Consider the following 12,803-nt stretch of genomic DNA (forward strand, 5'->3'; position numbering starts at 1 on the left):
GGGTGGAGGACATCACCGCGGCCATCTCCGCCCATCAGGTGGTCATCGTCGCGGGGGCCACCGGCTCGGGGAAGACGACGCAGCTGCCCAAAATCCTCCTCGCCATGGGGCGCGGCCGTCCCCGCCAGATTGGCGTCACCCAGCCCCGGCGCATCGCCGCGACGAGCGTGGCGGCGCGCGTGGCGCGCGAGGTCGGCACCGAGTTGGGCACGGACGTTGGCTACCAGATCCGCTTCGAGGACCGCTCGTCCCGGCAGACGGCCGTGAAGTTCATGACCGACGGCGTCCTGCTCGCGCAGATCCATAGCGATCCGCTCCTGAAGCGCTACGACACCATCGTGCTCGACGAGGCCCACGAGCGCAGCCTCACCATCGACTTCCTGCTCGGGTGGCTCAAGCGCATCCTCCCCAGGCGCCCCGACCTCAAGGTGGTGGTGAGCTCGGCCACCATCGAGACCGAGCGCTTCTCGCAGTTCTTCGGGGGCGCTCCCGTCATCCAGGTGGAGGGCCGGACCTTCCCCGTGGACGTGCTCTACGAGCCGCCCCCCGAGGAATCCGAGCTCGCTGACGCCGTCGCCGATTCGGTGGCGAACGTGCTCTCGCTCGACCCGGACGGGGACGTGCTCGTGTTCCTCCCAGGGGAGCGGGAGATCCGCGAGGCCGAGAACGCCCTGAACGCGCGCGAGCTCCGCGGCACGGTGGTGCAGCCCCTGTATTCGCGCCTGTCGGCCTCCGAGCAGTCGCGCGTCTTCGCCACCATTCCCCAGCGCCGGGTCATCCTCGCCACCAACGTCGCGGAGACGTCGATCACCATCCCGGGCATCGTGTACGTCGTGGACACGGGCGTGGCGCGCCTGTCGCGCTACGACCCACGCTCGGGCACCACGCGCCTGCACATCGAGCCGGTCTCCCAGGCCAGCGCCGACCAGCGCAAGGGGCGCTGCGGACGCGTGCGCGAGGGCATCTGCGTGCGGCTCTACGACGAGGTGAGCTTCACCACGCGGGCCGCCTTCACCGACCCGGAGATCAAGCGCACCGGGCTCGCGGGGGTCATCCTGCGGATGAAATCCCTCGGCCTCGGTGACGTCGAGGACTTCCCCTTCCTCGACCCGCCCCAGTCGAGGGCCATCGCCGAGGGCTGGCGGGTGCTCGAGGAGCTCGGGGCCATCGAGGGCAAGGAGCGCACCTTGACGCAACTCGGGCACCAGCTCGCGCGCTTCCCGGTGGACCCGCGCATCGCGCGGATGATCCTCGCCGGCGCCGAGTACGGGTGCCTGGACGAGGTGCTCATCGTCGCCGCGGCGCTCAACCTGCAGGACCCGCGCGAGCGGCCCCGGGAGCTCGCGCAGAAGGCGGACGAGTCGCACCGGCGCTTCCGTGACGAGCACTCGGACTTCATGGGGCTGCTCAAGCTGTGGGCGTTCGTGCGCGAGGCCGAGGAGCGCGGGACGTCCCATCTGCGGCGCGTGTGCCGGGACAACTTCCTGTCCTTCCTGCGGGTGCGCGAGTGGCGGGATGTCCAGCGCCAGCTCGAGGAGACCGTCCGCGAGCTGCGCCTGCCGCGCAAGGGCCGGGGCGCCCCGGCGCGCGGGGACCTCCTGCACCAGGCGCTCCTCACCGGGCTCCTGTCCCGCATCGGCCAGTGGAACCCGGAGCAGCGCCACTTTGTGGGCGCGAAGCAGACGCGCTTCACGGTCCACCCCTCGTCGGCGCTCGCGAAGAAGCCCCCTGCCTGGGCGATGGCCTTCGAGCTCGTGGAGACGTCCCAGCTGTTCGCGCGCACCGTGGCGAAGCTCGACCCGGAGTGGCTCGCGGCGGCGGCTCCCCACCTGCTCAAGCGCAGCTACTCCGAACCGCACTGGTCGGAGAAGTCCGCGCGCGCCATCGTGAAGGAGAACGCGACCCTCTTCGGGCTCCAGGTCTTCAAGGAGCGCCCCGTCTCCCTTGCCAGCATGGACCCCGCCCGGGCACGGCTGATGTTCCTCGAGCATGCCCTGGTGCGCGGCGAGTACCGCACCCGGGGGGCGTTCCAGGAGAAGAACCAGAAGGTGCTCGAGCGCGTGGCGCGCCTGCGGGACAAGGCCCGGCGCAGCGAGCTGCTCGACAGCGAGGCGCTGCTGACGTTCTTCGACCAGCGCGTCCCGGCGGACGTGACGGATGGAGCGGGCTTCGAGGCCTGGCGCCGCAAGGCCGAGGCGGCCGACCCCGACGTGCTCGTCCTCTCCATGGAGGATGCCCTCTCGCACGACCCGGGCCTGTCCCCGGCGCACTACCCGGACACCGTCCCCCTGCACGGCGCGTCCGTACCGGTGACGTACACCTTCGACCCCTCGGCCGAGGACGACGGCATCACCTTGAGCGTGCCGCTGCTGCTGCTCGCCCAGCTGGTCCCCGGTGAGCTCGACTGGACCATCCCCGGGTGGCAGCGGGAGAAGCTCACCGCCCTGCTCGAGCAGCTCCCCCGCGCCCAGCGCAAGCAGCTGGGGCCGCTGCCGGAGCTGGTCGACCGTCTGGAGAAGGAACTGGTGCCCTTCCGCGGGCCGCTGATTCCGGCGCTCGCGCGCGCGGTGTCCCGGCTGTGCGGCGTGGACGTGACCGAAGAGTCCTTCCGGGCGGATGCCGTGGTGCCGTACCTGCGCATCACGCTCCGGGTGCTCGACGAGCGCGGAAAGGAGCTCGCGAAGAGCCGCGACGCGGATGCGCTGCTCGAGCAGCACGGGGGACATGCACGGGCGGCGCTGCGCAGCGCGGCCCCGGCTTCGGACTGGGAGCGCAAGGGGCTGACGGCCTGGACCTTCGGCGAGCTGCCCCCCTTCGTGACCCGGCGGGTCGGCGGGCTCGAGGTCCGCAGCTATCCCGCGCTCGTCGACCGGGGCGCCACCGTGGACCTGACGCTGCTCGAGACCTCCGCCGCCGCCGACGCGGCCACGCGCACGGGGGTCCGCCGGCTCCTGATGATTGCCGCGCGCGGACACGTGGCCGTCAGCGCCGCGCGCATGCCGCTGCCCTTCCCGTCCCTGGACGGCGCGCCGCCCGCGCGGGGCAAGGCCGACGCCTTCAAGGCGCTCGTCCTCGCACGCAGCGTCGACGATGCGTTCAAGCTCGCACCGGGTGCGCCGCTGCCCCGCACGAAGGCGGCCTTCGAGGCGCTGGTCCGTGAGGGCTCACCGCGCATCGAGGTTGAGGCCCGGGACTGGACGAACGCCGTCGTCGTCACCTCCGCGGAGCTCGCAACGACGCTCGCCGCACTCAAGGCCGCCTCCAAGGGGCCGAGCGGCGCGGCGGCCGTGCGGGACCTCCGCTCGCAGCTCGCGCACCTGTTCCCCGCGAACCTCATCGAGTGGATTCCCCTCGTGCGCCTGCTGCACTACCCGCGCTACCTGCGCGCGGCCCAGGCACGGCTGGCGCGTGCGGTGGCGAACCCCGCCAAGGACGCAGGGAAGGCCGCGCCCTTCCTCCCGCTGTGGGAGTCCTTCCTCGCCAGGTCCGCCACCGCGCGTGACCAGGAGGCGGCGCGGGAGCTGCGGTGGGCCTTCGAGGAGCTGCGCGTGGCCCTCTTCGCTCCGGAGGTGACGACGCCCGTGTCGGTGACGGTGGCGAAGGTCGGCGCGGCCCTCGCGGCGCTGCGCTAGAAGCGAAAGGATCAAGCCGTGCCCCTCTGGGGGCGCAGCGGCGCGGCGGCCAGCACGGCATTGAGGCCGAGGAACAGCATGAACGCGCCCAGCAGCAAGGTGAACACGGCCGTGGGCGAGGTGAGCTTCCGGGGCAACCCCGAGGGCTGAACCGGAGTTCGTGATTCGCGTCAGGGAGGGGGAATCCCGGGTGGGAGCTGATGCTCCTTCGACTGCACCGGGCCCAGGTGCTTCTGGAACCACGGAAGCAGCGGCGGCCCGTCAGTCAGGACCAGCTCGCTCCCCTGCGCCCCCGACCCGCACCACCGCTCCTCGCGCAGGCGCAGGACATCCTCGCGCACCAGTTGCCCGAACACCGACTTGCCGTCCCGGAATTTCAGCTCCAGCAGGACGGACTCCCATGGCGGCGTGGTCAGGGCCCGGTCCTTCGAAACCGCCGCCTGGGTGAACGCGGTCCGAAGCCGCGCCAACAGCGGCTCGGGCATGCACCCCACCACCTTCTCCCCACCGCAGGTCACAAGGCGGGCCGACTCGAGCTGGGAGGCCTCCGCCTTGAGCCGAGCCACCGCGCGGGCCCCCGGCGAAGGCTCGGCCTCCGCATCGGCGGACGGCGTCGGGGCCGCCGGAGCAGGCTCCTCCGGAGGAGTGATGGCCGGCGCCTCCACCCGGCCCTTCGCCACCCCCTCGCGCTCCGAGGCCGTGGCGCCCCGGGCCGCCTGCTGACAGGCAGGAACCAGCAGCAGCGTCGCGGCGAGCCACGCCCGGGAGATGCCAGACCGCCTGTCGGAATCAGAAGAGGAGATAGCCGGTGTCATCGGGAACCAATCCCATGGCGCTCTTGAGGAAGTCGTATTCGCGCTTGTAGATGGTGCCATCCACGTACATGTAATTGAAAGTCTTCTTGCCCACGGGTACGGCGCGAAGATTGGCGCCCATGCCGGGAGGCGCCCCGTACACCTTCGCGCGACCGCCAATGGCAGCGGATAACTTCGCCATGTAGTTGTACTTCAGGATGACGTCCCGAAGGTACGTCTTCGACTCCGCGGCCGTCTTGGTGACCTTCGTCCCGGACCAGTCGTAGGTGACGGTGTCCGTGTCGCGCCTGGCCGAGGCCGTGGCGCGAATCAGGTTGCGATAGGCCGTGGTCGCCAGACAGCCCCACACCTTGACGACGGAGTCGGTGGCGAAGGCGGCCTTGAGGTCCGCCAGCCGAGGCATGTTGACCGGATCGAAGTCCTTGAGCCGGGGGTCCTTGTCTCCCGGATCCCGCAGCGCCGCGGAGGTCCCGCCCGAGCGGTAGCCGATGTCCTCGGTGGTGTTGGCGAGGATGGGTCCCCCTGCCCAGGCATGTGAGAAGAGATGGAACTCCCTCAAGGCACCCGGAGCCTTGAGGCCCAGTTCGGCGAGGTAGTCGTAGACGTGCAGGATGGAGATGGAATCGTCGTCGTGCCGCCGCGTCTGGTTCGCCGTCTCTGAGTATTTGGCCACATGCGGCTTCACCGTCCCCTGGAGGACGCGGTCCAATTCAAACCACCCGGACGCGCTCTTCACGCTCCTGCTCCGCTCTCCGGACTTGAAGTCGAAGAGGGTCACGACCGTGGGTGTGTCGATGCGCTTGGGGAGGGTTGTCTTCACGCCCGTCCTGTGCGTGCTCCCCGAATAGAGGTCCTCACGGCAGGTGTCACAGTAGGCGACGTTGTTCGCTCCGCCGCTGTAGTCCCAGCCCGCGACGAGGACGACCTCGGAGTGCGCCGAGGCCAGCGTCAGGGTCAGGGTGAAGACGGTCTTCGCCGCGCCCAGGGTCGTCTCCTGGGTCCGCTGGATGGCCGGGCAGCAGAGGGGCGCCTCCTGGGGGAACGTGGGCACCGGTCCCTCCGTCCCCTTCACGAAGGTGAGGGGCAGGATGAAATCCGGCCGGTCCACGAAGGAGAGACACACTTCGCCCCGGCCCGGGTTCACTCCGCTCAAGGCGATGCGAACAGCGCCGGAGACCGCCACGCCGCGGCTCACGGCCAGTCCCGAGGTCAGCGTCACGGTGCTCACATTGAGCGCAGCACCCTTTTCGTCGACAGCAACCACCTCGAGGTGATGGGTCGCGGGCATGTCTTCCCCCTCGTTCAAAGTCTGCCAGGGACGCGGATGGGCACTTCTCCGCACCACCATTCGAGCCCCAAGGAGGAGGGCGAAACAACGACCCGGGAGGATCTGGGAAGCGACGCAACCGGCTCAGTCGCCACACGAAGCAAAGAGCTCGGTCCCCCGCGTCCGGCCCTCGGGGGTTTGCTGGAAGCGCCGGACGTTCTCTGCGAGCCGGTCGGCATGGGCAGCGAAGAGCGGGCTGCCCCAGACATGGACCGACCTGGAGCACGTGTGGCTCGAGCACGACACGGGTGTCTGATTGACGGGGTCGGCCTATCGCCGGCCTCTCAGCCGCGTGCGCGAGTAGACGAGCAGGGCAATGCCAGCCAGTACCTGCAAGCCGAGGATGATGCGCGCGGGCTCCACGACAGGCAGCCACGACACCCTGTCTCCGCGGATGACAAAGGCGCCGGCCGGGCGCGCGCTCAGCCCAAAGCCCGTGCCCTCTCCACGCCCCGTGCCTTCCTTCGAGTTGCCCTCGGGAACCGGGCCTTCGCCCCCACCACCGCCTCCACCGCCCCTCACGCGCGCGACGGGAATCACGGTGACCTCCCCCTGCTGGATGGGTTGGCCGAAGACGCAGCGCGCGGAGATGCTGTCGCGGGTCCGGTCGATGACGTCGTTGATGTCCATGGCGGATACCCCTTCGAGTGCTCCCGCCAGAGATAGGTACGGCGGGAGCGCGCGCCATCACACCAGGCCACGGGCCCGGGGCCAGGCTCGCCGTCAAGTCTGGGGCGAGGCTCCCGCAGTCCCCACCGGAGCGGCGCGCTCCCCGAGCGCGAACAGCACGAGCAATGGCAGCCAGAGCGCCGAGAGGGTGGCAGCCAGCGCCGCGCGACCGAAGCCGCGGCAGAGCCACTCTCGACGACTTCCGATTTCCGGGCCACGTCCGCCAGCCCGGTGGAATGATGGGGCTCCCGCCGGTCGCGCGGTGCTCCCATGAAGAACAGGCTCGTCGACTACTTCCGCCGCATCGCTCCTCTTTCGGACGAGGAGGCCCAGGCCATCCTGGACAGCATGGTGGTGAAGGCCTGTCCGAAAGGCTCGCACCTGCTCATGGCGGGCCAGGTCTGCACCGAGGCCTACTTCGTCCTCCAGGGCTGTGTCCGCCAATACTCCATCGTCGACGAGGAGGAGCGGAGCAACGGATTCTTCACCGAGGACGACTGGGTCCTCTCGATTCACAGCATGATGAACCAGACCCCGGCGGAGCACTTCTGGGTCTGCGCGGAAGACACCACGGTGGTGGTGGGCACCGCTCAACGCGAGGGCGACCTGTATCGGCGCTTCCCTCGCTTCGAGAGCATCTCCCGGCTGGTGATGCAGAAGGTCCTGGCGGAACAGCAGGAGTGGTTCGCGTCCTATCTCACGGACACCCCGGAGCAGCGCTACCTCAAGCTCTCGAGGACGCGGCCGGACATCCTCCAGCGGATTCCCCAGTACCAGCTGGCCAGCTACATCGGCGTGAAGCCCGAGTCACTGAGCCGGATCCGAAAGCGCATCGCCACGCACGGCAAGCCGGCTACGCCGCGACGGAAGGCGTGACCGTCCGGAACCCCCTGGTGATGAGCCAACCACCGAGGACCAGCTCGAACAGACCCCCGGGCCCGGAGAAGAGGATGCCCCACGGCAGCCCGAAGAGCTCGAACACGGACCCCAGCGCGAGAAGCCCGTAGCCCACCGCGCCCACCAGCGGGAGCCACGCGGGAAGAAGCCGGGAGCGGTACAGCGACAGGCAGAACACCACGCTGCCGGCCCCCAGGATGATCATCGCGAGCTGGTACGCCCAGAAGTTCCCTTTCGAGAGCAGCGTGGACAGCGTCGCCCGCTCCGGCGGTGCGGATTCTCCCAGCTGGAGGATGCAGAGCAGGAACACCACTCCAACGATGAGGGTCAGCGCCTCCATCACCCGCGTGCAGACGTACGCGACGGCGATGCCCAGGCTCCGCTTACGGAGGATGGGAAAGAACAGCACGCCAATTCCGACGACGAAGAGGGAGTTCAACAGGAGCAGCAGCGCGCCCCCGACAAACAGCGTCCTCTGTCCCGCCAGCATCTCCGGCTCCTTCAGGACGGAGGTGACGAGCGCAGTGCCGATGCCGTAGGCAAGAAACGGCAGGAGGAAGAGGGCTCCCAGGGAACGGGAGTGAAGGCGGGAGATGTTCATCGCGAGGGCTCCAGAACGTTCAGCGACGTTGTGGCCCCAAGACTGGCGGGGGGCGCCCTCGCCCGCATTGACGAGGATCAATAAGCGGGCACGGGCCGGTCCACCCTACCCGCCACGCGGGTCCAGGCTCCGGGCGAACCCGGGCTTGCGGCGCGCGTGTGAGGCCTGCTCGTAGGCGTAGGCGAGCTTGAGCAGCACGGGCTCGCTCCAGGCGCGACCGATGAAGGACACCCCCACCGGCAGCCCGTGCACGTCGCCCGCGGGCACCGTGAGGGTCGGGTAGCCGGACACGGCGGCGGGCGTGGAGCTGCTGCCCAGCCAGTGGTCGCCCAACACCAGGTCGATGGGGCCCGCCGGAGCCTGGGTCGGGGCCACGAGCGCATCCAGCTTGTGCTTGTTCATCACCGCGTCCAGGCCCTCGGCGCGCGAGTACCGGCGGCATGCCGCCAGCGCCTTCTTGTAGGCGGCGTCGGTGAGCGGGCCCTTCTTTTGCGCCTGGAGCAGCAGCTCCTGGCCGAAGTAGGGCATCTCGCGCTCGCGGTGCTCCTCGTTGAAGGCGATGAGGTCCGCGAGCGTGCGCACGGGGGCGCCCTCGCCGAGCTGTGCAAGGTACGCCTCCAGGCCCGCCTTGAACTCATACAGCATGACCTCCAGTTCGGGCCCGTCGAGCTTCGCCACGTTGGGCAGCACCACGGGGTCCACCAGCACGGCCCCTTGCGCCTTCATCACTTCGAGCGCGCGCTCCACGACCGCGTCCGTGGCCGGGTGGTAGCCGAAGAACCGCTCACGCGGCACACCGATGCGCGCCCCCTTGAGCCCCTGGGGGTCTAGGAACTTCGTGTAGTCCGGGTGGGCTCGGCCCTTGCCCGCGGCCGTGGCCGCGTCGCGTGGGTCCTCGCCCGCGAGCACGCCCAGCAGCGCCGCGGCGTCCGCCACGGTGCGCGTCATGGGGCCCGCGGTGTCCTGTGTCGAGGAGATGGGGATGATGCCCGCGCGGCTGACGAGCCCCACCGTGGGCTTCAGCCCCACCAGCGAACACGCGGACGCGGGCGAGACGATGGAGCCGTCCGTCTCGGTGCCCACCGACACGGCGCAGAAGTTGGCCGCGGTGGCCGCGCCCGAACCGGAGCTTGAACCGGAGGGTGTCCGGTCGAGCGCATACGGGTTGCGGCACAGGCCGCCGCGCGCGCTCCAGCCGCTGGTCGAGTGCGTGGAGCGGAAGTTGGCCCACTCGCTGAGGTTCGTCTTGCCCAGGAGGACGGCACCAGCGGCGCGCAGCCGCTCCACGATGAAGGCATCGCGAGGAGGCACGGCGCCCACCAGCGCGAGTGAGCCCGCGGTGGTCTGCAGCTTGTCCGCCGTGGCGATGTTGTCCTTGATGAGCACGGGGATGCCGTGCAGCGGCCCGCGTGCGCCCTTGGACTTGCGCTCGGCGTCCAGCGCGTCGGCCATTGCGAGCGCATCCGGGTTGAGCTCGATGACCGAGCACAGCGGCAGCTCCCCGGTGCGGTCCAGCGCACGGATGCGCGCGAGGTACGCCTCCGTCAGCCCGCGCGCGGTGTGCTTGCCGGACTCCAGGCCCGCCCGCAGCTCCGCGACCGTCGCCTCTTCGAGCGCGAAGGCTCCGGCCGTGGTGGCCCCTGGCGCGGCGGCGGAAGGCACCTGGGCGTGCGCATTCCGGGCGGCCAGCGCCCCCGTCACGGCCGCCGCGGCCCCAAGCAGCGCGCGGCGGGAGAAGCCAGGGTTCACGTCGGAAGTGGCCGTCTTCTTCGTCATGGAGCAGGCACCCGGAATGTGGAGGGCGCCCAGTGGACCAGATGCCCCCATCAGGAGGAAGGGCCACGGCCAAGGGCTCTCGCACCCACGCGAGCTGTGCGGACTTCTCCGATGGCGGGATGAGCGGCTGCGGCTCCCGTCCGCCAGGACTCCTCCTTCGCCTGGCTGACGGCCCCTACCGGGGTGCGCCCTGGGCGACCCAGTCGATGACGGCCTGCTTCTGCGCGGCGGACAGGGGGCTTCCCTTGGGCATGGCGCCTCCGGAGCACGCGGGGCTGCTGTTGGTCGCGAGGATCTTGTCGATGAGGAAGCTCTGTGCGCGCAGCGGTCCACAGGCCTGCACGCGCAGCCGCTGGCCACACCCCTTGCTGCTGGTGGGGACGCCGACGAGCTCGTTGTAGGCGTTGCCGGCGGTGAGGTTCACCGGCGTGGAGGCGGTCGCATGACAGCCGCTGGTGGCGCAAGTCGCAGTGAAGATGGGTTGAACGTCCGACGCCAGCGTGGACACCTTGCTGGCCACGCCGAACGTCACGGGCGCGGACGTCTCCCGGCCCGGTGCCGGGTGGACGACGGTGACGGTGGCGGCATTGCCGCCGGGCGCGGAGGCCACCAGCGCGGCGGGAATGGACGCGCGCAGCTCGCTGGGGCTGATGAAGGTCGCCGCCACCGTCGTGCCGTTGAAGGAGAGGCTCGCGCCCTCCTTGAAGTTCATCCCCTGCACGGTGAGGGTGAACGCCCCCGAGCCCGCCACCGTCCCGCAGGGGGACAGCGAGGACACCGTGGGGAGCACCACGCCCGTCGCCGTGACGGTGAAGTCGAGGCTGGCGCTGGCGCCGCCCCCTGGCGCCGGGGTGATGACCCGCACCCGGTGCACGCCGGCCCGCGCCGTCACGGACGCCGCCACGCGGACCTCCAGCCGCTGCGGACCGTCATGGGTCGTGGCCATGGCCGTGCCGTCCAGCTCCACCTGACTCTCGTCCACGAAGCCACTGCCTCCCACGGAGAGCACGACCTCGCCCACCCCCTCCTGCACGGCGGAGGGCGCAAGGGTGTCGAGCGTGGGAGCCGGGCGGGTGGGCACGCCGCCATCCGTGACGGAGGTGGACGGCTCCGGCGCACCGGCGCAGATCCACCCGGCCACGTCTTGCAGCGCGGCGGCGTCCAGGAAGGGACCGCCCTGGGGCATGCGTCCCTGCGCGTCCGGCTGCAGCTTGAGGTACAGGTGGCTGCGCTCCGGGTGGCCGGGCTCCACGAGCAGGCGCGAGGAGCCGCCTTGCGAGGGCCGCTGCACGGTGGCCTGCCACAGCTCGTGGGCGTCACGGAACGTCAGGCCGCCCGCGCCGGTGTCATGACACCCCACCGTGCAGCCCGTGGGGCGCTCCGCGGCGAAGTGCGCCGCATGGACCTCCTCCAGCGTGCGCGGGGCGACGCCCTCGCAGGCGCTCCCAGGGGTGGTGCCGGGATCAGGGAGCACCTCGGCGTCCCGCTGCTCGACGCAGCCTGTCAGCCCCCACAAAGTGAGACACAGCAGCCGCGCGACCTTCAAGGTGCACGAGGACACACAGGCCGTAAGGGCACTCCGGATGGATTCTCCCTGCATGACAGGAAGGACTCGCAGCCCCTCGCGCCGGCCACACCGGGCCCGGGGGTGACCCAAACCCGCTACGGGCTTCCGGCGCGAAGCTCCGCGCAGGACGTGCTGTAGTGGAGGCTCCCTGACGGTCAGGAGGCCCCCTGGTGAAAACGCTCCCCCTGCTTCCCCTGCTCTTCGCCTGCGTGGCGGCGCCCGGCCCCGTGCTCGCGGCGGCGCCCCCGCCCACGGTCCTCGCGGGCCTGGACGCGCTGTACCCCGAACTGGACGCGCTCTACCGTGACCTGCACCAGACGCCCGAGCTGTCACTCCAGGAGGAGAAGACGGCGGCGAAGCTGGCCGAGCGTCTGCGCAAGCTCGGCTTCGAGGTGACGCCGAAGGTGGGCGGGCACGGCGTGGTGGCCCTGTTGCGCAACGGCAAGGGGCCCACGGTGATGCTGCGCACGGACCTGGACGGGCTGCCGGTGGAGGAGAAGACGGGCCTGCCCTACGCCAGCAAGATGAAGACGAAGGATGGCGCCGGGGCGGAGGTCGCGGTGATGCACGCGTGCGGGCACGACGTGCACATGACGTCTTGGATTGGCACGGCCACGCTGCTGGCGCGGACGAAGGACCGGTGGCGCGGCACCCTGATGTTGGTAGGGCAGCCGGCCGAGGAGATTGGAGCGGGGGCCCGGCAGATGCTGGCGGACGGCCTGTTCAAGCGCTTCCCCAAGCCGGACGTCGCCGTGGCCATGCACACCGTGGCCAACGCCGCGGCGGGGACGGTGCGGTTCACCCCCGGCTATGCGCTGGCGAGCGTGGACTCGGTGGACGTCACCCTCCACGGCAAGGGCGGGCACGGTGCGTACCCGCACACCACCGTGGACCCGGTGGTGATGGCGGCGCGAACCGTCCTCTCGCTGCAGACGCTCGTCAGCCGGGAGAAGAGCCCGCTGGAGCCGGCGGTGCTCACCGTGGGCTCCATCCACGGTGGCACCAAGCACAACATCATCCCGGACGAGGTGCGCCTGCAGCTCACGCTGCGCACGTACAAGCCGGAGGTGCGCAAGGCATTGCTGGCCGGCATCGAGCGCATCGCCAAGGCGGAGGCGATGGCCTCCGGAGCGCCCCGCCCGCCCGACGTGAAGGTCACCGAAGGCACGCCCGCCACCTTCAATGACCCCGAGCTCACGAAGCGGCTGGTGGACGCGGTGGGCAAGGTGCTGGGCGAGAAGAACCTCAGCGAGACGCCGTCCGTCATGGGCGGAGAGGACTTCTCCGAGTACGGCCGCGCGGGCGTGCCCTCCGTGATGCTGTGGCTGGGCATCACCGAGCCCAAACGCTTCGCCGACGCCAAGGGCACGGAGGAGGCGCTGCCCTCCCCGCACTCGCCCCTCTACGCGCCGGACCGCGAGCGCGCGCTGCGCACCGGAGTCACCCTGCTGACCACCTCCGCGCTGGAGCTGCTGGGCAGGCCCTGAGGTCCACTTCACGCAGCCTCGTAGGTGCCCTG

10 protein-coding genes are annotated in these 12,803 nt (G+C 70.6%); 4 read left to right on the forward strand and 6 right to left on the reverse strand.

The window, feature by feature from the left end; translation table 11 throughout:
• Positions 1-2: 2 nt before the first annotated feature.
• Positions 3-3,632 carry an ATP-dependent RNA helicase HrpA gene (gene hrpA, locus D7W82_RS21080; RefSeq protein WP_120620069.1) on the forward strand — a complete coding sequence of 1,210 codons (3,630 nt, stop codon included), beginning with the start codon at positions 3-5 and terminating at the stop codon, positions 3,630-3,632.
• Positions 3,633-3,650: 18 nt separating this feature from the next.
• Positions 3,651-3,782, forward strand: a complete 132-nt coding sequence (locus D7W82_RS42190) for a hypothetical protein (RefSeq protein WP_255417249.1) — start codon at positions 3,651-3,653, stop codon at positions 3,780-3,782.
• A 20-nt stretch (positions 3,783-3,802) separates the two neighbouring features.
• Here D7W82_RS42190 and D7W82_RS21085 read toward each other — a convergent pair whose 3' ends face one another.
• From D7W82_RS21085 to D7W82_RS21095, 3 genes are all read right to left on the reverse strand, one after another.
• Positions 3,803-4,447 carry a hypothetical protein gene (locus D7W82_RS21085; protein WP_120620070.1) on the reverse strand — a complete coding sequence of 215 codons (645 nt, stop codon included), beginning with the start codon at positions 4,445-4,447 and terminating at the stop codon, positions 3,803-3,805.
• Positions 4,422-5,735 carry a hypothetical protein gene (locus D7W82_RS21090; protein WP_147439442.1) on the reverse strand — a complete coding sequence of 438 codons (1,314 nt, stop codon included), beginning with the start codon at positions 5,733-5,735 and terminating at the stop codon, positions 4,422-4,424. The genes D7W82_RS21085 and D7W82_RS21090 overlap by 26 nt, the downstream gene beginning before the upstream one ends.
• 309 nt (positions 5,736-6,044) lie before the next feature.
• Positions 6,045-6,404, reverse strand: a complete 360-nt coding sequence (locus D7W82_RS21095; protein WP_120620072.1) for a spore germination protein GerW family protein — start codon at positions 6,402-6,404, stop codon at positions 6,045-6,047.
• A 309-nt stretch (positions 6,405-6,713) separates the two neighbouring features.
• Here D7W82_RS21095 and D7W82_RS21100 point away from each other — a divergent pair, with 309 nt between their 5' ends.
• Complete coding sequence (locus D7W82_RS21100) at positions 6,714-7,319, forward strand: Crp/Fnr family transcriptional regulator (protein ID WP_120620073.1); 606 nt, start codon at positions 6,714-6,716, stop codon at positions 7,317-7,319.
• On the opposite strand, the gene D7W82_RS21105 is transcribed toward D7W82_RS21100, so the two are convergent.
• From D7W82_RS21105 to D7W82_RS21115, 3 genes are all read right to left on the reverse strand, one after another.
• Positions 7,297-7,941: a DUF4386 domain-containing protein gene (locus D7W82_RS21105; protein ID WP_120620074.1), complete on the reverse strand. Its 645-nt coding sequence runs from the start codon at positions 7,939-7,941 to the stop codon at positions 7,297-7,299. The genes D7W82_RS21100 and D7W82_RS21105 overlap by 23 nt on opposite strands.
• Before the next feature lie 105 nt (positions 7,942-8,046).
• Positions 8,047-9,717 (reverse strand): amidase, encoded by a 1,671-nt coding sequence (locus D7W82_RS21110; protein ID WP_120620075.1) that lies wholly within the window; start codon positions 9,715-9,717, stop codon positions 8,047-8,049.
• Between the two features lie 175 nt (positions 9,718-9,892).
• Positions 9,893-11,191 (reverse strand): IPT/TIG domain-containing protein, encoded by a 1,299-nt coding sequence (locus D7W82_RS21115; protein ID WP_158617702.1) that lies wholly within the window; start codon positions 11,189-11,191, stop codon positions 9,893-9,895.
• 263 nt (positions 11,192-11,454) lie between these two features.
• Between D7W82_RS21115 and D7W82_RS21120 the strand changes: the two genes are divergently transcribed.
• Complete coding sequence (locus D7W82_RS21120; RefSeq protein ID WP_120620077.1) at positions 11,455-12,771, forward strand: amidohydrolase; 1,317 nt, start codon at positions 11,455-11,457, stop codon at positions 12,769-12,771.
• Positions 12,772-12,803: the final 32 nt, after the last annotated feature.

This window comes from Corallococcus sp. CA049B (assembly GCF_003611685.1).
Taxonomy (GTDB): Bacteria; Myxococcota; Myxococcia; order Myxococcales; family Myxococcaceae; genus Corallococcus; species Corallococcus coralloides.